General features: G+C 61.9%; 19 protein-coding genes and 1 pseudogene. 14 read left to right on the top strand and 6 right to left on the bottom strand.

The genetic code is table 11. The annotated features are described in order from the left end of the window. Nucleotides 1-594: 594 nt before the first annotated feature. Nucleotides 595-1497 (bottom strand): LysR family transcriptional regulator, encoded by a 903-nt coding sequence (locus NKJ84_RS30605; RefSeq protein ID WP_352509566.1) that lies wholly within the window; start codon nt 1495-1497, stop codon nt 595-597. A gap of 103 nt (nt 1498-1600) precedes the next feature. Here NKJ84_RS30605 and NKJ84_RS30610 point away from each other — a divergent pair, with 103 nt between their 5' ends. Continuing rightward, on the top strand, nt 1601-2590 hold the full coding sequence (locus tag NKJ84_RS30610) for a zinc-dependent alcohol dehydrogenase family protein (protein WP_352509568.1): 990 nt from the start codon (nt 1601-1603) through the stop codon (nt 2588-2590). Between the two features lie 17 nt (nt 2591-2607). On the opposite strand, the gene NKJ84_RS30615 is transcribed toward NKJ84_RS30610, so the two are convergent. Further along, on the bottom strand, nt 2608-3510 hold the full coding sequence (locus NKJ84_RS30615; RefSeq protein WP_352509569.1) for a LysR substrate-binding domain-containing protein: 903 nt from the start codon (nt 3508-3510) through the stop codon (nt 2608-2610). Between the two features lie 91 nt (nt 3511-3601). Here NKJ84_RS30615 and NKJ84_RS30620 point away from each other — a divergent pair, with 91 nt between their 5' ends. From NKJ84_RS30620 to NKJ84_RS30645, 6 genes are all read left to right on the top strand, one after another. Continuing rightward, entirely contained in the window at nt 3602-5152 is a 1551-nt protein-coding gene (locus NKJ84_RS30620; RefSeq protein WP_352509571.1) for a trimethylamine methyltransferase family protein, read from the top strand. Between the two features lie 41 nt (nt 5153-5193). Next, complete coding sequence (locus NKJ84_RS30625; RefSeq protein ID WP_352509572.1) at nt 5194-6843, top strand: ABC transporter substrate-binding protein; 1650 nt, start codon at nt 5194-5196, stop codon at nt 6841-6843. A 105-nt stretch (nt 6844-6948) separates the two neighbouring features. Then, nucleotides 6949-7428 carry a DUF3828 domain-containing protein gene (locus NKJ84_RS30630; RefSeq protein WP_352509574.1) on the top strand — a complete coding sequence of 160 codons (480 nt, stop codon included), beginning with the start codon at nt 6949-6951 and terminating at the stop codon, nt 7426-7428. 4 nt (nt 7429-7432) lie between these two features. Next, entirely contained in the window at nt 7433-7990 is a 558-nt protein-coding gene (locus tag NKJ84_RS30635; RefSeq protein WP_352509576.1) for a hypothetical protein, read from the top strand. An 11-nt stretch (nt 7991-8001) separates the two neighbouring features. Next, on the top strand, nt 8002-9186 hold the full coding sequence (locus NKJ84_RS30640) for a mandelate racemase/muconate lactonizing enzyme family protein (protein ID WP_352509577.1): 1185 nt from the start codon (nt 8002-8004) through the stop codon (nt 9184-9186). A gap of 110 nt (nt 9187-9296) precedes the next feature. Further along, nucleotides 9297-10082, top strand: coding sequence for an alpha/beta hydrolase (locus tag NKJ84_RS30645; protein WP_352509578.1), 786 nt, complete (start codon nt 9297-9299; stop codon nt 10080-10082). A gap of 14 nt (nt 10083-10096) precedes the next feature. Here NKJ84_RS30645 and queF read toward each other — a convergent pair whose 3' ends face one another. Next, complete coding sequence (gene queF / locus NKJ84_RS30650) at nt 10097-10558, bottom strand: preQ(1) synthase (RefSeq protein ID WP_352509579.1); 462 nt, start codon at nt 10556-10558, stop codon at nt 10097-10099. Nucleotides 10559-10672: 114 nt separating this feature from the next. Here queF and NKJ84_RS30655 point away from each other — a divergent pair, with 114 nt between their 5' ends. Next, complete coding sequence (locus NKJ84_RS30655; protein WP_352509580.1) at nt 10673-12718, top strand: oxidoreductase; 2046 nt, start codon at nt 10673-10675, stop codon at nt 12716-12718. A 140-nt stretch (nt 12719-12858) separates the two neighbouring features. Here NKJ84_RS30655 and NKJ84_RS30660 read toward each other — a convergent pair whose 3' ends face one another. Continuing rightward, nucleotides 12859-13266: a hypothetical protein gene (locus tag NKJ84_RS30660; RefSeq protein WP_352509581.1), complete on the bottom strand. Its 408-nt coding sequence runs from the start codon at nt 13264-13266 to the stop codon at nt 12859-12861. Nucleotides 13267-13383: 117 nt separating this feature from the next. On the opposite strand from NKJ84_RS30660, the gene NKJ84_RS30665 reads away from it, so the two are divergent. Then, a complete protein-coding gene (locus tag NKJ84_RS30665; protein ID WP_352509583.1) occupies nt 13384-13812 on the top strand; it encodes a MarR family winged helix-turn-helix transcriptional regulator in 429 nt (142 codons plus the stop codon). Between the two features lie 21 nt (nt 13813-13833). Next, on the top strand, nt 13834-14076 hold the full coding sequence (locus NKJ84_RS30670) for a type II toxin-antitoxin system Phd/YefM family antitoxin (RefSeq protein WP_352509585.1): 243 nt from the start codon (nt 13834-13836) through the stop codon (nt 14074-14076). A 5-nt stretch (nt 14077-14081) separates the two neighbouring features. On the opposite strand, the gene NKJ84_RS30675 is transcribed toward NKJ84_RS30670, so the two are convergent. Then, complete coding sequence (locus NKJ84_RS30675; RefSeq protein WP_352509586.1) at nt 14082-16154, bottom strand: putative bifunctional diguanylate cyclase/phosphodiesterase; 2073 nt, start codon at nt 16152-16154, stop codon at nt 14082-14084. Between the two features lie 264 nt (nt 16155-16418). On the opposite strand from NKJ84_RS30675, the gene NKJ84_RS30680 reads away from it, so the two are divergent. Both NKJ84_RS30680 and tdh read left to right on the top strand, forming a co-directional pair. Next, nucleotides 16419-17606 carry a glycine C-acetyltransferase gene (locus tag NKJ84_RS30680; RefSeq protein WP_352509587.1) on the top strand — a complete coding sequence of 396 codons (1188 nt, stop codon included), beginning with the start codon at nt 16419-16421 and terminating at the stop codon, nt 17604-17606. Between the two features lie 53 nt (nt 17607-17659). After that, nucleotides 17660-18694 (top strand): L-threonine 3-dehydrogenase, encoded by a 1035-nt coding sequence (tdh, locus tag NKJ84_RS30685; protein ID WP_352509588.1) that lies wholly within the window; start codon nt 17660-17662, stop codon nt 18692-18694. 67 nt (nt 18695-18761) lie between these two features. Here tdh and NKJ84_RS30690 read toward each other — a convergent pair whose 3' ends face one another. Further along, nucleotides 18762-19199 carry a MarR family winged helix-turn-helix transcriptional regulator gene (locus NKJ84_RS30690; RefSeq protein ID WP_352509589.1) on the bottom strand — a complete coding sequence of 146 codons (438 nt, stop codon included), beginning with the start codon at nt 19197-19199 and terminating at the stop codon, nt 18762-18764. A 154-nt stretch (nt 19200-19353) separates the two neighbouring features. Here NKJ84_RS30690 and hmgA point away from each other — a divergent pair, with 154 nt between their 5' ends. Both hmgA and NKJ84_RS30700 read left to right on the top strand, forming a co-directional pair. After that, nucleotides 19354-20667 (top strand): homogentisate 1,2-dioxygenase, encoded by a 1314-nt coding sequence (gene hmgA, locus NKJ84_RS30695; RefSeq protein ID WP_352509591.1) that lies wholly within the window; start codon nt 19354-19356, stop codon nt 20665-20667. A gap of 10 nt (nt 20668-20677) precedes the next feature. Beyond that, a pseudogene (locus NKJ84_RS30700) lies at nt 20678-20872 on the top strand (MBL fold metallo-hydrolase); the annotation flags it as partial. Between the last annotated feature and the right edge of the window lie 100 nt (nt 20873-20972).

The following is a 20972-nucleotide window of genomic DNA, read 5'->3' on the forward strand; positions in this document are numbered from 1 at the left end:
TAGGCGGATTCGTGGCCGATGCGGGAGGGGGAGAATAGCGTTGATTGTTGCAAGGCAGGGAGACTGCTCCGTTGCGCTCCGTCCCACCCCCCTCTGGCCTGCCGGCCATCTCCCCCGCAAGGGGGGAGATCGGATGTCGCCTCGGCCTCCGCCAGTCTCCAATGTCTCAAAGGTTGGCGGGACGCATGAACCGCCAATCTCCCCCCTTGCGGGGGAGATGGCCGGCAGGCCAGAGGGGGGTGCTGTCCCGCCACGATGTAGAGATAGGAATATTGTTGAAGTGAATGGGCTTGGCCCCCAATTGACTTAGTGGATTTAGTCGGGCGAAGGCCAAAATCTGAAGCGAATGGCCGTTGGAGGCGACATTTGGACGTCATCCTAGATTACTTAATGGTAAAGTTCGCTCGATGGATACAGCGTCGAAAGAGTCGTATTGCAAGAGTAATTTTGTTCACTATTTGGACGATTATTTCAATATCGCTAACAGTTGTTCTGGTTTACCTCCTGTATATTCGAAATCTTACCATATAGATTATTGTTCAATCGTCGGGTCGTTCTCGAGGAAATCCGCGTAGCTGACCGCGACCGTGCACTTCAAGTCATGAGCTTGGGCAGCGCTGCCGCCAGTGCGTCGACGGCAAGGCGGACTTTCATCGGCAGATGTGGCGTCTGCAGCCAAAGGGCATGAACGTCGTAGAGAAACCGGGATTGTTCCGGCAATAGCAGGACAAGCGCGCCCGCCTGGATGCGCTGGCGAACCAGCCAGTACGGCAGCCAGGCGAGCCCCATGCCGGCGGCCGCGGCATCGGCGATGGCATCGAGATCGTCGAGCCGGAATCTGCTGACGGGCCGGATCTCCATCGCGGGCTGGCCGTTGCGCGGAAACAGCCACGGCTGAACGGCGCGCCCGGAACGGCGGTAGATGATCGCGTGATGGCGGCCCAGGTCATCTATTTCCTGCGGCTGGCCGTGGCGGTCGAGATAGGACGGCGACGCGCAGACGACCATGTGCTGGCGCGCGATGCGACGCGCCATTACCCCGGCCTGGTCCTCCAGGTCGCCCGTTCTAATGGCAAGATCGCAGCCGTCCTCGGCGAGGTCGGCGAGGGCGTCGCTGAACGACAGGTCAAGTTCCAGCGCCGGATATTGCTGCGCAAGCCCGAACAGGATCGGGGCAACGCAGCGCCGGCCGAAATGCACCGGCATGAGCACGCGCAGCTTTCCGCGCGGTTCGGCAAGCTGGTCGGCGGCGAGTGCATCCGCGGCCTCCGCTTCGGCAAGCACCAGCCGGCAGCGTTCGTAATAGGCGCGCCCGAAATCCGTCAGGCTTTGGCGGCGCGTGGTCCGGTTGATGAGGCGCACGCTCAGGCGCTCCTCGAGAAACCGGACATGCTTGCCGACCATCGGCCCGGACAGATCGAGAGCGGCCGCCGCGGCCGCGAACGAGCCCAGATCGACGGCTTTGACGAACACGGCCATGCTCGTAAGGCGATCCATATTCAAAACCTATAGTTTCTGCTGATCTACTCAAGCGGCTATTTATCCGCCTGATCGCCGCTGGCATAGGTGATTCAGTTCAAATATTTTGGAGTTGTGACCGATGACGCGTGTCGTTCGTTTTCATGAGCTTGGTGGTCCCGAGGTTCTGCGCATCGAGAATGTCGACATGCCTGCGCCCGGGCGAGGCGAGGTCCAGATCCGTGTCAAGGCGTTGGGTCTCAACCGGGCCGAGGCGCTGCTCCGTTCAGGCAGATATATCCAGACTGCGCCGTTGCCTTCCGGTCTTGGGCTTGAGGCCGCTGGCCTCGTCGAGATGGTGGGCGAAGGCGTGAGCGGTTTTGCGCCGGGCGATGCCGTCAGCATCGTGCCGCCATTGTCGATGGTCCGCTGGCCTGCCTATGGTGAGATTGCCACATACCCCGCCGAGCTCGTCGTCAAGCACCCGCCGGCGCTGAGCTGGGAAGAGGCCGCCGCCGCGTGGATGCAATATCTCACGGCCTATGGTGCGCTGATCGACATTGCCAAACTTGGCAGGGAGGACGTTGTCGTCATCACCGCGGCATCGAGCAGCGTCGGACTTGCGGCGACCCAGATTGCCAACCTGATTGGCGCGACCCCGATCGCGGTCACACGGACGTCCGCCAAGAAGCGGGCTTTGGTTGCGTTCGGCGCGGCCCACGTCATCGCTTCGGCAGAGGAGGATCTGGAAGCCAGGCTGAAGCAAATCGCCGGCCCGGACGGCGTGCGCGTGGTGTTCGACGCCGTCGGCGGTCCGATTTTCGAGCCTCTGACGGCAGCGATGGCACCGGGTGGCATTCTCATCGAATATGGCGGATTGAGCCTCGACCGGACACCCTTTCCGCTACCTGCAGTGCTGGCGAAGACACTGACGCTGCGCGGTTATCTCATGCATGAGATCGTGCGCGATCCGGTCCGGCTGCAGGCCGCCAAGGCGTTCATCCTTGACGGACTAAGCTCGGGTTCGCTGAAGCCGGCAATCGCCAGAACCTTTCCGTTCGACCAGATCGTCGAGGCACATCGTTATCTAGAAGCGAACGAACAATTCGGCAAGATCGTCGTGACGGTTTGACCGGGCATTTATCGGCATCACGCCTGCGCTGCCAGCCAATCCCGCACCTTGCGGGCGTTGTCGCTGAGCTCGCGGTTCCTCGACCAGATGACATGAAAGCCCTTGCCGGTCGTCATCGCGTGGCCGGTGACGCGCACCAGCAGCCCTGATGCCAGCAGCCGCTCGGCGAGGTGACCCCAGCCGAGCGCGATGCCTTGCCCTTCCATGACTGCCTGGATCACCAGCGCATAGTCGTTGATGCGCAAGCCACGTCCGGCATCGGCGATGTCGACACCGGCCGAGGCGAACCACTCGTCCCAGCTCGCGGCCTCGCGAAACGGCTCTTCGAGATGGATGAGGCGGTGCGATTGAAGGTCCGCGACACGCTCCGGCAGCCCGAACCGGGCCACATAACTCGCGCCGGCGACGGGGAATATCACTTCATCGGCCAGCGGCAGGGAATGATAATCCGGCCATTCCCTGGGCTCGCCGCCGCGGACGCCGAGCGGGATGTCCTCGGCGATGATGTCGAGATCGCGGTCGGCGGTCTGGATGCGCAGGTCGATGCCCGGCAATTCGTCGCGAAACTGCTGCAGGCGCGGCATCATCCAGAATGAGGCGAAGGCGGTCGAGGCGGCGAGCGTCACATGCGCGCCGACGGCGATCTGGCGCAGATCCTCCGCCGACTTGCGAATGTGCGACAGGCCGAGCGAGACGTCGGCATGGAAGCGGTCGCCGGCCTCGGTAAGGCTGACTTGCCGGTGGCGGCGCTGGAAGAGTTTGGCACCGAGCTGTTCTTCGAGCCCGCGGATCGCATAGGACACGGCAGCCTGCGTCATGCCGAGCTCCCGTCCGGCGGCGGTAAAGCTCGACAGCCGCCCGGCGGCCTCGAAAACGATCAGGCTGCCCGCCGACGGCAGCAGGTGGCGCAAGCTTCGCATAAGCTGACCTTATACAAGAGATCAGGATTTTCCAGCGTCACAGCTGCATTTTGTCTGGCTAGATTGGTCGAGACAGGAAGATGGAGCCTCCATGAACGCACCGGCCGTTGAAGTGAGCGAACACACCAATCGTCGCGCGGGTGGCCGCCTGGGGCGCAAGGCGCTGCGAGGCGCACCCGTTGCGTCATTTCCGACCCTGGTCCGCAAGATTCCGGTGTATCAGATGGTTCCGGACGAGGCGGTGGAGCTGATCCACCAGGAATCGCTCTCGATCCTCGAAGAGGTGGGATGCGAGTTCCGCGACGACGAGGCGATCGCAATGTGGAAGGCGGCGGGCGCCGATGTCTCGGAGACGAGGGTCCGCATCGACCGCGCCCTGCTCATGGAGCTCATCTCGAAGGTCCCGTCGGAATTTACGCTCAATGCGAGGAATCCCCAGCGTTCGGTACATGTGGGTGGCAACAACTCCATCTTCGTGCCGATGTATGGCGCGCCTTACGTTCGCGACCTCGACAACAACAGGCGCTACGGCACACTCGCCGACCTCAACAATTTCCACAAGCTCGCCTACATGGCGCCGGCGCTGCATTCGTCGAGCTCGATCATTTGCGAGCCGATGGAAATTCCAGTGCCGAAGCGTCATCTCCACATCATACATTCGGCGCTTAAGCACTCCGACAAGCCGTTCATGGGCATCGTGACGTCCAGGGATCGGGCCGAAGACACGATGGCGATGGCGGGCATCGTGTTCGGCGAGGACTATGTCCGCGACAACCCGGTGCTGGTTGCGATCACCAACTGCAATTCGCCGCTGGTCTGGGATGCCACCATGCTGGACGCGATGAAAGTCTATGCGCGCCACAACCAGCCGCTGATCCTCGCGCCCTTCGCCCTTTGTGGCGCCTCGACTTCGGCCTCTGCCGTCGGTGCGGTCGCGCAGGTCAATGCCGAAGCGCTGGCGGGCGTCGCGTTCACACAGCTGTTGCGTCCGGGTTCGCCGCAGATCTACGGACAGTTCATGGTGACGGTCGACATGAAGACCGGCGCTCCCATGGGCGGCACGCCGGAGGCGGCCCAGATGATGTATCTCATGGGCGCGCTGGCGCGGAAGTATCGGCTGCCGTGGCGCACGTCCGGTTTCCATGTCGGCTCGAAGCTGAACGACGCCCAGGCGGGCTACGAGGCGAACATGCTGATGCATGCCGCCATCCTTGCCGGCGCCAACTACATCTGGCACTCCGCCGGCTGGCTCGAGGCCGGCCTGACCTGCGGCTATTCGAAATTTGCCACCGACTGCGAGCAGCTTGTCGGCTGGTACAAATATGCTGGCGGGCTGCCATTCGACGATTTCAAGGAGGCTATGGCTGCGATCCGCGAGGTCGGACCGCAGGGCCATTTCCTCGGCACCCAGCACACGCTCGAACATTTCGAGTCCGCCTTCTTCATACCGAGCATCATGGACTTCAATTCGTTCGAACAGTGGAAGGCGGAAGGAGCAAAGGACCACGATACCCGCGGCCGCGAGAAAGCGCGCAACATGCTCGCCGATTACGAGGAGCCGAAGCTCGATGAGGGCATCGCCGATGGTCTCAAAGATTTGATTGCGCGGCGCGAGGAGAAACTGCCGGACAGCGTTAGTTGATAACGGGCGAAGACCCGATGGGAACCATAACGGAGGAAAAAATGACACTCTTCAGAAGCAACGGCGATCGCGTACCGAGCGCCATCGAAGCGATGGCCAGCGAGGCTCGTGCAGGTCGTGTCGACCGACGCGAGTTTCTGGCGCTGGCAAGCGCCTTCGGAGCATCGACGGCCCTTGCCTACGGCATGATCGATCTTGCCGTGCCAGAACGGGCCTTGGCTGAAGAGCCGAAGAAAGGCGGCACGCTGCACGTTTCGATGTCGGTGAAGGCGCAGAAGGATCCGCGCACCTACGACTGGGTGGAACTCGCGAATATTTCACGCTGCTGGCTGGAGCCGCTTGTCCGCTACACCCGCCAGTTTACATTCGAGCCGGTTCTGCTCGAAAGCTGGGAGGTCAACGACGACGCCACCGAATACGTGCTGCATGTTCGCAAGGGCATCGCCTGGAACAACGGCGATGCTTTTAGCGCCGAAGATGTGGTCTACAATCTGACGCGCTGGTGCGAGAAGGCTGCCGCCGGCAATTCGATGGCCGCGCGCGTTGGTGCGCTGATTGATGCAAAGACCGGCAAGGCCAGGGAAGGAGCGATCACCAAGGTCGACGACAACACGGTGAAGCTGAAGCTGAACGAACCGGACATCTCGCTGATCCCGAACTTCACCGACTATCCGGCGCTGGTGGTCCATCGCAACTTCGACGCCGACGGCGCCAATCCGATCGAGAAGCCGATTGGCACCGGGCCGTTCGAACTGGTGTCTTATGCGGTCGGCCAGAAAGCGGTCGTCAAACGTCGTGAGACTGGCAAATGGTGGGGTGGTGAAGCGCTTCTCGACGGCGTCGAATTCATCGACTACGGAACCGATTTCAACGCCTCGATAAATGCATTCGACTCCGGCGAAATCGATCTCAACTTCGAGACGCCTGCCGACTTCATTGACATCCTCGACAAGATGGGGCTGGTGAAATCGGAGGTCGCGACAGCGACCACGCTCGATGCCCGCACCAACATCACGCACAAACCCTACGATGACAAGCGGGTCCGCAACGCCCTCCAGATGGCCGTCGACAACAATGCGGTGCTCGAACTTGGCTATGCCGGGCGAGGCACCGTGGGTGAAAATCACCACGTCAGCCCGATTCATCCGGAATACTACGCGCTGCCCAAGAAGACACGCGACGCCGCGGGCGCCAAGAAGCTGATGGCGGAGGCCGGGCAGGCCGACTTCGAGCATGAACTGATCACCGTCGAGGACGATTGGCAAAAGAACACCGGCGACGCGATTGCCGGCCAGTTGCGCGATGCCGGGATCAAAGTGAAACGCACGGTGCTGCCGGGTTCGACCTTCTGGAACGACTGGACGAAATATCCTTATTCCATGACCATCTGGTACATGCGCCCGCTTGGCGTCCAGGTGTTGGCGCTCGGCTATCGCACCGGCGAGGCCTGGAACGAAACCGGCTACTCGAACCCTGATTTTGACGCCAAGCTCAAGCAGGCTCTCTCGCTCATCGACGTCGAGAAGCGCCGCGAGGTCATGAAGGACATCGAGCAGATCCTGCAGGATTCGGGCGTCATCATTCAGCCGTTTTGGCAGAAGCTGTTCAGCCACATGAACGAGAAGGTGAAGAACTACGGTGTCCACCAAACCTTCGAGATGGATCTCCAGAACGTCTGGCTGAACGCCTGAGTTGCCAGCAAAGGACGCGTTGCAGGATTTCATGGACCGCAAGAAAGCCGACGGGCAAGATGCGTGGTACTGATAGCTTCCGTCAGTGAACAATCGGGGACACGCATGAAACTGCCACTTTTTGTTGCCGCGCTTTCGATGGCCTTGCCGGCGGCCGCGTTTGCCGGCCCCGCTGCCAACGCCGTGAAGTTCTTCTATGTCCCGTCGGTCAAATTCGAGGCCGATGCACAATATCGCGACCGCTTCACCGCACCGGTGACGAAACTGTTCGAACTGAACGACAATGCGGCAAAGAACCATCCGGATGAAGTTCCCTGCATCGACTTCGCCCCTGGTCTCGATGCGCAGGACTATGACGAAAAGACCGTGGCCAAGACGCTGACGCTGGCCGAAACGCTGGATGGCGACAGCGCCGAGGTGACGGCGACCTTCAACCTTTTCCCGGAAGGGGATGATTCCAAACGCGAAATGGTCTGGTCGTTGAAGAAGATCGACGGCCAGTGGAAGGTCGCCGACATTACCTCGAAGACCAGCGGTTGGACACTCAGCGCGCTCGAATGCCTGGCCGGGCAGTCGCCGGAGTGATGCCGTGCTCCGCTGCCATCCCTGGCTTTTGGCGACTGCGTGCCTGCTGACCGGATTGAGCAGCGCCGCCGCTCAGGGCCTGTTCGGCGCGCCGCCCGCAAACGCTCCGGCCGACAGTGCGGCACCTCCGCCGGCAGTGTTGCCGCCGCCAGAAAACGCGCCGGCCACACCCGTGCAGCCGGGCTCGCCGACCGCGGTGGTGAAGCCGTTCTACGAGCATGCCGGGCTCGAGGTCGATCCGGCTCAGCGGGGCCATTTCACCGACCCGGCAAAGTCGGTGCTCGACAAGAGCGACGCGCTGCGGAAGTCGGGGCAGGGCGAATGCCTCGATCCCAACATGGCGCTCGACAATTCCGAATACGACAAGGCGGAGATCGACAAAAGCCTGAAGACCATCGAAGCGATCAAGGGCGACGAGGCCAAGGTCGTCGTCGCCTTCGTCGTCGCCGGCAACCCGCACCGGCTGGAGTGGAAATTCAGGAAAGTCGATGGCGACTGGAAGATATCGGACCTTCTCTCGGTGACCGGCGAATGGGCGCTAAGCCAATACCAGTGTGAGTGAGAACGGAACCGATGAAGATCACCAACATCCGCGTCACCCACGTCAACGTCCCGCTCGATGCTCCGTTCTGGTGGACGGCTGGTCTCTACGGCGGCGCCTCGAAATCGATCATCGAGGTCGAGACGGACGAAGGCGTGGTCGGACTGGGCGAGGCGCCATGGTGGCATTTCGGCGAGGTGATCAAGGCCGAGATCGCGCCGGCGCTGATTGGCGCCGATCCGCTCGACATCGCCGACTGCGAGGCGCGCTGTGTGCCGCCCTGGCAGATCACCGCCAACACCGGCGAGAACGCAGCCACGGTGGCGTTCGGCGCCGTCGAACTGGCGCTGTGGGATATAAGAGGCAAGGTCTTCGGTATGCCGCTCTATAAGCTGCTCGGCGGCGCGGTGCGCAAGGACATTCCGTTTTCGGAATATTTCGCCTTTCGCCCCGCTCAAGGCGGAGCCGGCGGCGAGATGACCGCCGAAGCGATCGTCGACTACTGTCTCGGCATGCGAGAACAGCACGGCTCGACGATCTTCGAGGGCAAGCTGATAATGGGCGATCCCGAGCTCGAGATCAGGACAGTGCGCATGCTGCGCGAGGCGCTTGGCGACAAGGCGCAGATCAAACTCGATTCCAACATGCAGTGGTCGCTAACCACAGCGCGCTGGGTACTGCGCGAGATCGAGCCGTTCAACATCCGCAATTACGAGGATCCGGTCGCGACCTTCGAGGAGATGGCGGCGCTGCGCCAGCATTCGCGCATTCCGTTCTCCACGCACATCCCGGATCTCAGGCGGGCAGTCGCGCTCGGTGCGCCGGATTACTTCGTCTGCAATTTCGCAGCACTCGGCGGATTGTCGAAAACTCTGAAATTCATCGCCGCCTGTGAGGCGATGGGCAAGGGGTTCTGGTGCTATTCGAACGATCTCGGCATCATGACATCGGCCTATTTGCACGTCGTGGCGGCGACACCGTGGATCACCGAAGCATCGCAGTCGCTGTTTCGCTGGCAGATCGGCGATGTCATCAAGGACGGCCCATTCCGGCAGACCGGCAATACGGTGCGTGTGCCGGAGGGGCATGGCCTGGGCGTCGAACTCGATCCGGCTTCGATGAAGCGCTGGGCGAGCCACTTCGCCGAACATGGGCCGATGCACCATTTCAGCGATCCGAACAATCCCAGCCGCTACCGGCGGCTGCCGCTCAACTGATGCGAAGTGCACGTGACCGTTCGATGAGAAGAGGTCCTGTCGTGGTTGCTTTATTCGCGGCGGTTTGCGTCCTGGCCTGCGCTGTCAGCTGGGAGGCAGGAAGCCGCGCGGTGGCCCGCGTGCCTCAGCAAAGCTTCACGCTGCCTGTGGGGTTGCCGGTGGAGCGCAGCGTTCTGAAGCAGGAGGGCGCGCCCGACCTTGCCGGTTGGGTGGCGGATCGGCAGGACAGTTGCGGAACAATCGTGCTGTTACACGGACGCGGTTCAAACAAGCTGGCCATGGTTCCAAGAGCGAAGCTGCTTTTCGAAAGCGGCTACTCGATCGTGCTGTTCGATCTCTCGGGACATGGCGAAAGCGGCGGCGATATCAGAGGCTTTGGTTACATCGAACGGCAGGACGCCAGTCGCATCCTCGCCTTTGCGCGGCAACGCTTCCCTGGTCGCAAGGTGGCGGCCATCGGTTCGTCGCTTGGTGCGGCTGCTTTTGTGTTTGGCGCTCAGCAGGAGCATGCCGATGCCTATGTCCTGGAGCAGCTCTACGCGACTTTGCTGGAAACCACGGCGTTGCGAGCGCCCTTGCCTATGTTACGCGACGTACAGGCGACCGTCCTCTTGGCGCAGATGCAGCTCCGCCTTGGCTTCGGGGTAGATGATGTCAGGCCGGTCGATCGCATCGGCACTATTGATCGGCCGATCTTGCTGCTAGCAGGCAATTCGGATCCGTTTGTCGCTCGCAGCCAGACACTGGCTTTGAAAGATGCGGCAGGCGCTCACGCAAAGCTGGTGTGGTTCGACGGCGCGCGGCATGTTGATCTCTATCGGTATGACCAACAGCGGTACCGCGACGCGGTGATGCCTTTCCTGGAGACCAACCTGTGCCGGACCGGGATCAGTTGAGCCGCTCCGTCCGATTAGCCGCGCCCGCGATAGGGGGCGACGCCGGTGTCGGGCAGCCACACACCTTCCGGCGGTGCGCCGGTTTGCCAGAACACGTCGATCGGAATGCCGCCCCGCGGATACCAGTAGCCGCCGATGCGCAACCACAATGGCTTGGTCGCGGCGATGATGCGGCGGCCGATCATGACGGTGCATTCTTCGTGGAAGGCGCCATGGTTGCGAAACGAGGTCATGAACAGCTTGAGCGACTTCGATTCCACCAGCAGCGCATCGGGTGCGTAGTCGATGACGATATGGGCGAAGTCCGGCTGGCCGGTGACCGGGCAGAGCGAGGTGAATTCCGGGCAGGTGAAGCGAACGATGGCGGGCGGGCCGTCGCCGCGCGAAAACGGCACGGTTTCCAGGACTGCCGCTTCAGGGCTCTGTGGCGCCTCGACGTAGGTGCCGAGCTGGGTGAGGTTTTTCGTATCGGTCATGAGCAGGTTCCTTGCTGCATGTCGCCCAAAACTGCGCAGCGATTTTGGGACAGCGACATGCGTAAAAACAAAAATTTGCCGCTCATTAGCACAATTTGAAACAGCAGGAAGACGATGACTAGCAACGACCCGCTCCTCCAGCCCTATCAGCTCAAGCATCTGACGCTGAAGAACCGGGTGATGTCGACCAGCCATGAGCCGGCCTATTCAGAGGACGGCATGCCGAAAGAGCGGTACCGGCTCTACCATGCCGAAAAGGCCAAGGGCGGCATGGCGCTGACCATGACCGCCGGTTCGGCGATCGTCTCGCGCGACAGCCCGGCCGCCTTCGGCAATCTGCATGTCTATGACGACCGCATCGTGCCTTGGCTCGCTGAGCTGACCGACGCCTGCCACGAGCACGATTGCAAGGTGATGATCCAGATCACCCATCTCGGCCGCCGTACCGGCTGGAACAAGGCCGACTGGCTGCCGGTGCTGTCGGCCTCGCCGGTGCGCGAACCGGCGCATCGCGCCTTTCCCAAGACTATCGAGGACTGGGACATCGAGCGCATCGTCGCCGACTATGCCGCTGCCGCCCAGCGCTGCCAGGCTGCCGGCCTCGATGGCATCGAATTCGAGGCCTACGGCCACCTGATGGACGGCTTCTGGTCGCCGGCCACCAACCAGCGCGACGATGATTTCGGTGGCTCGCTCGACAACCGCTTGCGCTTCACCGGCATGGTGCTCGACGCGGTGCGGGCGGCGGTCGGCCAAAAATTCGTCGTCGGCATCCGCATGGTCGCCGACGAGGATTTCGAGAAAGGCCTGTCGAAACAGGAGGGCGTCGAAATCGCCAGGCGGCTGGCCGAATCCGGCAAGGTCGATTTCCTCAACATCATCCGTGGCTCGATCGAGACCGATGCCGCGCTGACCAAGGTCATCCCGGTGACCGGCATGCGCTCGTCACCACATCTCGACTTCGCAGGGGAGGTGAGAGCGGCGACGAAATTCCCGACCTTCCATGCGGCGCGGATTTCCGACGTCGCCACCGCGCGCCACGCCATCGCCACCGGCAAGCTCGACATGGTCGGCATGACGCGTGCCCACATTGCCGACCCGCATATCGTCAAAAAAGTGATGGAGGGCCGCGAGCACGAGATCCGTCCTTGCGTCGGCGCCACCTATTGCCTCGACCGCATCTATGAGGGCGGTGAGGCACTGTGCATCCACAATGCGGCGACGGGCCGCGAGGCGTCGATACCGCATATTATTCCGAAAACCGAGGGACCGAAGCGGAAGGTGGTCGTCGTCGGCGCCGGCGCCGGCGGGCTGGAGGCGGCGCGGGTCGCCGCCGAACGTGGGCACCAGGTGACGGTGCTGGAAGCATCGAGCCAGGCCGGCGGCCAGGTGCGGCTGGCAACGCAGAACCCGCGCCGCAAGGAATTGATCGGCATCATCGACTGGCGTCTGGCCGAACTCGACCGGCTCGGCGTCGAGATCCGCTACGATAAATGGGCGGAGACGGACGACGTGCTGGCGCTGTCGCCGGACGCGGTGGTGATCGCCACCGGCGGCCTGCCGCAGAACCCGCCTCTGACAGCGGGCGACGATCTCGTCACCTCGAGCTGGGACATCATGGCCGGCAGCGTCAAGCCGGCCGAGAACGTGCTGCTCTATGACGACAATGGCGGCCATCAGGGCATGGGTGCCGCCGAACTGATCGCCAATAGCGGTGCCAGGCTGGAGCTGGTTTCACCGGAGCGCTTCTTCGCGCCGGAAATGGGCGGCATGAACCATGTGCCCTACATGCGCGCCTTCCAGGAAAAGGGTGTCACGGTGACCATCAACACACGGCTACGTTCTGTGCGGCGCGAGGGCAACCAGCTGATCGCCGAGCTCGCCTCCGACTTCGCCGATGGCTGGCGCGGCGAGCGGCGCGTCGACCAGGTGGTGGTCGAGCATGGCACGCTGCCACTCGACGATCTCTATCTGGCGCTGAAGCCGCTGTCGAAGAACGCCGGCGCGATCGATTACGAAAAACTGGTCAATGGCGGCGACATCTTCCCCGTGCGCAATCCGCAAAGTGGCTTCGTGCTCTTCCGCATCGGCGACGCAGTTGCCTCGCGTAACATCCATGCCGCAATCTATGACGGCATCAGGTTCGGCTTGCGGATCTGAGGAATATTTTGGATTGATTGGTGGCGCGCAGCCGAACCTCCGTACGGAGAGCCACCACGGTACTTTGGTCCGGGCTGCGCGCCGCGCACGCCGCCGGCCATCGCCGGGCACCGTACGATCTTGCGATTGCGGCAGGACGTTCAAAACATCCTGGCGGTGGCCATGCAGAACACGGTGATGACCAGCAGGCCGCCGGCGATGCGTTCGCCTTTTGTCATCTTGGCGCGCAACTGGGTTTGCTTCGCCGCATCGGCGCCGGCCAACTGCCTGCTGGCGGAACCCACCAGTGCGCCCTGAACCCCGCCGGCAATCAAGGCAGTCAAGATGCCGAGCGCCAACACCCTCTCCATCGAGCCGAAAGAGCCGTTGTGGAAGAAATACCACAGCAGCAAGCCTGTGAGGAAAACCACGCCGGCCGCGCCCATTTGCGGCCGGAAGAAACGTTCCGCCCTGATCTCCGGTTCGCGGGCAACCGCGATGGTGGTGCCGGCCCAGAACACACCCGCCATGACGTGAAGGCCGAGGACGATGATGTAGACATATTGCATGACCGCATTTCCTATCTTGCCCACCGCTAGGCATATTGATAGATATCAAATGATTAGATGTCAACGCATAAGCTCGAGCCGGTTCCATCGGCTTTGCCCTTGTTCTAGTGTCGGATCATGACGCCCTTTCACCGCCCGCCGATCGGGATGAATCTCGCCCGCACCGCCAAGCTGGTCGCGCAGGCTTTCGACGCTGCCTTGGTCGAAGCCGGCGGCACGCTGCCGGTCTGGGTCACTTTGCTGTCGGTCAAGTCGCGGGAGCTGGCCAACCAACGCGAGCTCGCCGGCATGATCGGCATTCGGGGCGCAACGCTGACCCACCATCTCAACGCCATGGAGACGCAGGGCCTGCTGATGCGCCGCCGCGATCCCGAGAACCGCCGGGTTCACCAGGTGGAGCTGACCCAGGCCGGAGAGGCGTTGTTCCTGAAATTGCGCACGGCCGCGTTAGCCTTCGACAAACGGCTGCGGAAAGGGCTGTCCGACGACAGGCTGGCGGAGTTTGCACAGGTGCTGGCTGCGCTGCGGGCCAATGTCGAGAGCTAGAAATTAGGCTAGGAAGACGCCATGCGCGAAATTTCGCTGAAGGATGCCAGGGCTAAACTCTCGGCGGTGCTCGATCAGGTCATCGCGGGAGAACCGGCCGTCATCACCCGGCGTGGCCGCAAGCAGGCGGTCATTCTGTCGTTCCAGGACTATGAAAAGCTGGCGCGTGTGCCCAGCTTTGGACAATTGCTGGCAGCATTTCCCGGTAATGAGGATGACCTTCCGCCTCGGCCCATCAGGTCGGTTCGCAAGGCCGAACCATGACGGATCTACGCCCGGCTGCCCTGCAGCACTGTCAGCCTGGCCTTTTTCGGCGTCCGTGCCACCAGCCATTCACGCACCCTGTCCGGCGGCATCGGGAAAGCGATGGAATAGCCTTGCACCTGGTCGCAGCCGATCGCCATCAGCGAGTCGAGCTCGGCTTCGGTTTCGGGGCCCTCGGCGACGATCGAGATGCCGAGACCGCGGGCGAGCTCGGTCAGGGCACGCACGATCTTGTTGTTGCCGCTGTTCTCGTTGATGTTCTGGACGAAGCGGCGGTCGATCTTCAGCCGGTCGATCTCGTTTGGATTGACATGGCTGAGCGATGCGTAGCCGGTGCCGAAATCATCGAGCTCAAGATGGATGCCGGCGGCGCGGATGTGCCGCAGCTTTGCCGCGATACCGGTCTTCTCGTCGTCGAGAATGACGGATTCGACGATCTCCAGCGATAGTTTGTGCGCGGGCAGGCCGGTCCTTTCCAGCGTCCCGAACAGGAAGACTTCGAAATCTGTCTCGCGCAGCTCCGAACCGGACACGTTGACGGCGATCCGGCCGAAGCCGATGCCTGCGCGGTTCCATTCGGCTGCTTCGTTGATCGCCTTGGCAATGACGATGCGGCCAATCTCGGACATCAAGCCGCATTTTTCCGCGATTGAAATGAACTCGCCCGGCGCGATCATGCCGCGTTCGGCATGCCTCCAGCGAGCCAAAGCTTCGATGCCACTGATGGTGCCGTCCGACAGCGACACCTGCGGCTGGAAATAGACTTCGAACGCCTTCTCCGAGATGGCGACCCTGATGTCGAGCTCGAGCTGCTTTCGGTTGTCGAGTTCGCGCCTCAGCTCATCGGAGAAGAACGACAAACTGCCGCCGCCCTGCTTCTTGGCGGAATACAACGCCAGATCGGCATGGACGAGCAGATCCTGCGCATTGTCGGCGTCGACAGGATAGACCGCAATCCCCGCACTTACGCCCGGATGGATCGTCGTGCCTCGGAATATGACCGGTTCATTGAGTTTGGCCAGCATGCGTCTGGCGACGATATCGATGTCCTCGGTGCTGCCGGCGTCGTTGAGGACGACGACGAATTCATCGCCTCCGAGACGCACGTTGAGATCCGACGTACGGCACGAACCACGCATGCGTTGCGCAGCCGTCACCAGCACATAATCGCCGGCGGCGTGGCCGAACGTGTCGTTGATCTGCTTGAACCGGTCGAGATCGAACTGCACCACGGCAACCCGTTCACGCCGTCGCTGCGCGGCATTGATCAACGTATCGAAATGCTCGGTCAGGAAGGTGCGGTTGTGCAGGCCGGTCAGCCCGTCATGCACGGCAATAAAGGCCATGGAATTGCGCGCATCGACCAGCTCACGCGTCCTGCGCAGGATGGCGTTCGACATCGGCCTGAAAATGAAAAGCGCCACCAGCACGATGACGCCCATGGTCGAGTAGAACAATGTGCGGTTAAGCTCGAGAAGTGTTTCGGATCGGCGGTCTGCAAAGGCGCTGATGCGCTGGCCAAGTGCGGCATAGCCCGACAATGTTGCGTTGGCAACGGAAGCGTTCAGGTTGACGCGCTCCTCTCCGCCCTTGTAGCCACCATTGCCGGCCATGTTGAGCCGCGATTCGAATGACGAGATCAGGCGTTCGCCGTTGGCGATAAGCCCGACCGAGAAATAGTCGAGATGGAACGGCTTGGCGAAAAGCACGCTCTCGATCGATTTGGGATCGAACCTTGCCGGCGACGCCGGATCGGCGGCGGTCCGCTCGAGCAGCAGATCGTAGTTCTTCTCGAACTCTACCGTCGCTTGCTTGAGCGCGCTGATCAGGGCCGGCTGCTGGTCGCGTGAGGCGGTACCGGTCGCGCCGGCAAGGAAGACGATGCGTTGCGACAGGGCTTTTTGTGTGCTGACCACATCGAGCAGCGCCTGGTTGTGTTGCTGGGCCGCCATCATCTGTTGCAGCAGGATGAAGGAGGCCACGACCATGGCGGCGATGATCAGCAGAGCCAGCCAGTAGCCCGATTTGATGAGGAGTATGAGCCTGCCTGAAACGGCGTGCACCGGCTGCTGCGACATTTTCTGAGTCGGCCCTCTCGCCAACGAATTCTTGTGCGACAACCTTTGGCTTCAAAGTGTTAACAGGTTAGGACAGCAACAGGCCGACAGCGGCGACCGTGGCGGGAAATCCGCAAAGTGGTTATTGCAATCTTTCGCAGCACCTCCGCATTTGAACATCGCGGCCTCTGCCGTGCCATTGCCGCCACCGAAGCGGTCGCTTTTGCGATGGATTTTTCGTCCGCGCGGCGCGACAGTCCTCATCGATCTCAACAGGGCCTGATCATGACCGCAGCATTCCTCTCCCACATCGACAGCGAGCTTGAAGGGCTGAAATCGGCAGGTCTCTATAAATCCGAGCGGGTGATAACCTCGACCCAATCGGCCGAGATCGAGGTGGACGGCGAGAAGGTGCTGAATTTCTGCGCCAATAATTATCTCGGCCTCGCCGACAGCGCCGAACTGCGCGAGGCGGCCAAGCAGGCGCTCGATCGTTACGGCTATGGCATGGCGTCGGTGCGCTTCATCTGCGGCACACAGGAGGAACACAAGCAGCTCGAGGCGACCATTTCTGATTTCCTCGGCATGGAGGACACTATCCTCTATGGCTCCTGCTTCGACGCCAATGGCGGCCTGTTCGAGACGCTGCTCGGCGAAGAGGATGCGGTCATCTCCGATGCGCTGAACCACGCCTCGATCATCGACGGGGTACGGCTGTCGAAGGCAAAGCGCTTCCGCTATGCCAACAACGACATGGCCGATCTCGAAGCGCGGCTGAAAGAGGCGCGCGATTGTCGGTTCCGGCTGATCGCCACCGACGGCGTCTTCTCGATGGACGGCATCATCGCCAATCTTCGGGGCGTGTGCGATCTCGCCGAGAAATACGATGCGATGGTCATGGTCGACGACAGCCACGCGGTCGGCTTCGTCGGCAAGAACGGTCGCGGCTCGGCCGAGCATTGCGGCGTCGAGGGCAGGGTGGACATCATCACCGGTACGCTCGGCAAGGCGCTTGGCGGCGCTTCCGGGGGCTACACCTCTGGTAAGAGGCAGGTGGTCGACTGGCTGCGCCAGCGCTCGCGTCCTTACCTCTTCTCAAACACACTGATGCCGGCGATCGCGGGCGCCTCGATCCGGGTGTTCGAGCTGATTCGCAATGGCGATGCATTGCGTCAGCGCCTATATGCAAACGCAGCGCGGTTTCGCTCCGAGATGGGCAAGCTGGGCTTTACGCTGGCCGGCGCCGACCATCCGATCATCCCGGTGATGCTGGGCGACGCGACGCTGGCGCAGGAAATGGCCGCGCGCATGCTCAAGCGCGGCATCTATGTCATCGGCTTCTCCTTCCCGGTGGTGCCGAAGGGCCAGGCGCGCATCCGCACGCAGATGTCTGCCGCCCATTCCAGCGCCGACATTGACCGTGCGGTTGAGGCGTTCGCCGCAGTCGGTCGCGAACTCGGCGTGATTTCCTGAATGACCGGCAGTCGAAAAGCGATTCCGGATCAAGACCTTCAAGGGACTGCAGAATGTCGAACATGATGAAGGCGCTGGTGAAGGCCAAGGCCGAGCCGGGCATGTGGATGGAAGAGGTGCCGGTGCCGGAGATCGGCCCCAACGACGTGCTGATCAAGATCAGGAAGACCGCGATCTGCGGGACCGACGTCCACATCTACAATTGGGACCAGTGGGCGCAAAAGACCGTGCCGGTGCCGATGGTGACCGGGCATGAATTCGTTGGTACGGTCGCCGATTTCGGCGCGGCGGTGACCGAATACAAAGTCGGCCAGCGCGTTTCGGGCGAGGGTCACATCGTCTGCGGCCATTGCCGCAACTGCCGGGCGGGCAGGGGGCATCTTTGCCGCAACACGCTCGGCGTCGGCGTCAATCGCCCCGGCGCCTTCGGCGAATATCTGGCTATCCCGCAGCACAATGTCGTGCCGATCCCCGACGACGTGCCGGACGAGATCGCCGCGATCTTCGATCCCCTGGGCAATGCGGTTCACACCGCACTATCTTTCGACCTCGTCGGCGAGGACGTGCTGGTCACCGGCGCCGGGCCGATCGGCATCATGGGCGCATTGGTGGCGCAATGCGTCGGCGCGCGAAAAGTGGTCATCACCGACATCAACCCGGTGCGCCTGGCACTGGCAAAAAAGCTCGGCGTCCAGCATGTCGTTGACGCCTCGAAAGAAAAGCTGCGCGATATCATGCCGGCGCTCGGCATGACCGAGGGTTTTGACGTCGGTCTTGAAATGTCCGGTGCCGCACCGGCATTCCGCGACATGATCGATACCATGAACAATGGCGGCAAGATCGCCATTCTCGGCATCGCGCCGACCGGCTTCGAGATCGACTGGAACAAGGTCATCTTCAAGATGCTGCATCTGAAGGGCATCTACGGCCGCGAGATGTTCGAGACCTGGTACAAGATGATTGCGCTGGTGCAGGGTCCTCTCAATGTCAGCGGCCTGATCACCCACCGCATCGGCATCGACGACTATATTTTCGGCTTCGAAGCGATGAAGAGCGGCAATTCCGGCAAGGTGGTCATGGACTGGTGAAGGCCCGAAGGAACACGGTGCGAACTGAAAGCTGTTCCGCCAAGGTGCCTGTAATTCTGGCAGGAACCTAGCTTTTCCCCAATGCCGCCTCCAGTGCTGCCACTCCGCCGACAATGGCCACACGCTCGGCGGGGCTCAATCTTGCCAGCAATTCCCGTTCGAACTCCTTCGCCAGCGGCACCATCTCGCGATAGGCGGCAACGCCAGCCTTGGTCAGCGCCAGATGCTCGACACGGCGGTCTTTTTCGTCAGGCGTCCGGCTGAGCCAGCGGCGCCGTTCGAGCTCGGCGACCGCGCGCGAAATCTTGGTCTTGTGCATGGCCGATTGCTCGCCGAGCGCCGTCGCCGTCATGGTGCCGTGCTGTCCAAGCCCGGCCAGCGTGCGCCATTCGGGCCGGGTCAGTCCGTGACGGTCCTTGTATATCCTTGAGAATTCGCGGCTGACGGCATCGGCAAGCCGATAGAGCCGGTAAGGCAGGAAGGATTCCAGCTCAAGGATTTCCATGGTTGGCCCTGACTGGGGATGCTGGCGGCTCATGGCGAAATCACCGTTGATGGTTACATTTTCAATGGTTACAAATGAAACCGGTATGGTCAACCCGGAGCATCTTTGCGGATGCGCAAACGATGCTCCGAGACCATGAATTCGGGAGGGTTCCATGGCCTACTCCTACATGCCGGGTTTCGGCAATGACTTCGAAACCGAGACTTTGCCGGGCTCGCTGCCGCAAGGGCGAAACTCGCCGCAGCGGCCGGCCTACGGCCTCTATGCCGAGCAGCTTTCGGGCTCTCCTTTCACCGCGCCGCGCGGCACCAATGAGCGCTCCTGGCTTTATCGGATAAGGCCGAGCGTGAGGCACACCGGTCGCTTCAAAGCGGCGAATTATCCGCTTTGGAAAAGCGCGCCGAACGTCGGCGACCACCAGCTCGCACTCGGCCAGTATCGCTGGAGCCCGGTGCCGATGCCCAAGGAGCCGACCGATTTCATTGCCGGCATGCGCTCGATCACCACCGCCGGCGACGTGCTCGGCCAGACCGGCATGGCGGCACACGTCTACGTCGCCAACCGCTCGATGGTCGACGATCATTTCTTCAACGCCGACGGCGAGTTGCTGGTCGTGCCGCAGGTTGGAGCCTTGCGCTTCGTCACCGAGATGGGGGTCATCGAACTCAGGCCGGGCGAGATCGCCGTGCTGCCGCGTGGTCTGGTGTTCAAGGTCGAACTGGTGGATGCCGAAGTGCGCGGCTATGTCTGCGAGAATTACGGCGCCAAGCTGACGCTGCCGGATCGTGGCCCCATCGGCGCCAATTGCCTGGCCAATCCGCGCGATTTCAAGACGCCCTGTGCTTGGTTCGAGGACAAGGAGACACCGTGCCGGCTGATCGCGAAATGGTGTGGCCAGTTCCATGTCACCGAGATCGACCATTCGCCGCTGGATGTCGTGGCGTGGCACGGCAATTATTCGCCCTACAAATATGATCTTGCGACCTTCTCGCCGGTCGGCGCAATCCTGTTCGACCACCCCGATCCGTCGATCTTCACCGTGCTGACCGCGCCGAGCGGCGAGGAAGGCACCGCCAATATCGATTTCGTCATCTTCCCGCCGCGCTGGCTTGTGGCGGAAAACACTTTCCGGCCGCCCTGGTATCACCGCAACATCATGAGCGAGTTCATGGGCCTCATACATGGTCAGTACGATGCCAAGGAAGAGGGCTTCGTGCCCGGCGGCATCAGTCTGCACAACATGATGCTGGCTCACGGACCCGATGCGTCTGGCTTCGAAAAAGCCTCGCGCGCGGAGCTGAAACCGGTCAAGCTCGACAACACCATGGCCTTCATGTTCGAGACACGCTTTCCGCAGATGGTGACCCGCTATGGCGCCGAGCTCGAAACCCGGCAGGACAATTACATCGACTGCTGGGCCGGCCTGAAGAAGCGCTTCAACGGCACGCCCGAGGGCGACTGGTCTTGAGCGCCGTCGCGTGACGGATCGTCTGGTCCTTCTTGGCTCGAAGGGTGGTCCCGCGCTGCGGCCGGGCGGGCCGTGGCCGAGTTCGTCACTGCTGGAGATTGGCGGCCGCACCCTTGTCGTCGATTGCGGGCTGGGCGTAACGCGCGGGCTGACCGATGCCGGCATCAGCCTGAAGGCGCTCGACCTGATCTTCATCACGCATTTGAGCGGCCCGAGACATAGGTGACGATTTGTACCGGACACATAGGTAACACTTTTCGGTTTTTGCCGGGAGGTGTTGATGCCGTGGAGAGAGTGTTCGGTGA

The sequence above is a fragment of the Mesorhizobium sp. M0048 genome (assembly GCF_040323405.1).
Lineage (GTDB): Bacteria > Pseudomonadota > Alphaproteobacteria > Rhizobiales > Rhizobiaceae > Mesorhizobium.

Coding starts and splice junctions, on each gene's coding strand:
- NKJ84_RS30670 (WP_352509585.1), top strand. CDS start 13,834: ATGCGCGAAATTTCGCTGAAGGATGCCAGGGCTAAACTCTCGGCGGTG.
- queF (WP_352509579.1), bottom strand. CDS start 10,558: ATGACCGATACGAAAAACCTCACCCAGCTCGGCACCTACGTCGAGGCG.
- NKJ84_RS30625 (WP_352509572.1), top strand. CDS start 5,194: ATGACACTCTTCAGAAGCAACGGCGATCGCGTACCGAGCGCCATCGAA.
- NKJ84_RS30640 (WP_352509577.1), top strand. CDS start 8,002: ATGAAGATCACCAACATCCGCGTCACCCACGTCAACGTCCCGCTCGAT.
- NKJ84_RS30680 (WP_352509587.1), top strand. CDS start 16,419: ATGACCGCAGCATTCCTCTCCCACATCGACAGCGAGCTTGAAGGGCTG.
- tdh (WP_352509588.1), top strand. CDS start 17,660: ATGTCGAACATGATGAAGGCGCTGGTGAAGGCCAAGGCCGAGCCGGGC.
- NKJ84_RS30690 (WP_352509589.1), bottom strand. CDS start 19,199: ATGGAAATCCTTGAGCTGGAATCCTTCCTGCCTTACCGGCTCTATCGG.
- NKJ84_RS30620 (WP_352509571.1), top strand. CDS start 3,602: ATGAACGCACCGGCCGTTGAAGTGAGCGAACACACCAATCGTCGCGCG.
- NKJ84_RS30610 (WP_352509568.1), top strand. CDS start 1,601: ATGACGCGTGTCGTTCGTTTTCATGAGCTTGGTGGTCCCGAGGTTCTG.
- NKJ84_RS30615 (WP_352509569.1), bottom strand. CDS start 3,510: ATGCGAAGCTTGCGCCACCTGCTGCCGTCGGCGGGCAGCCTGATCGTT.
- NKJ84_RS30630 (WP_352509574.1), top strand. CDS start 6,949: ATGAAACTGCCACTTTTTGTTGCCGCGCTTTCGATGGCCTTGCCGGCG.
- NKJ84_RS30675 (WP_352509586.1), bottom strand. CDS start 16,154: ATGTCGCAGCAGCCGGTGCACGCCGTTTCAGGCAGGCTCATACTCCTC.
- NKJ84_RS30605 (WP_352509566.1), bottom strand. CDS start 1,497: ATGGATCGCCTTACGAGCATGGCCGTGTTCGTCAAAGCCGTCGATCTG.
- NKJ84_RS30660 (WP_352509581.1), bottom strand. CDS start 13,266: ATGCAATATGTCTACATCATCGTCCTCGGCCTTCACGTCATGGCGGGT.
- hmgA (WP_352509591.1), top strand. CDS start 19,354: ATGGCCTACTCCTACATGCCGGGTTTCGGCAATGACTTCGAAACCGAG.
- NKJ84_RS30665 (WP_352509583.1), top strand. CDS start 13,384: ATGACGCCCTTTCACCGCCCGCCGATCGGGATGAATCTCGCCCGCACC.
- NKJ84_RS30655 (WP_352509580.1), top strand. CDS start 10,673: ATGACTAGCAACGACCCGCTCCTCCAGCCCTATCAGCTCAAGCATCTG.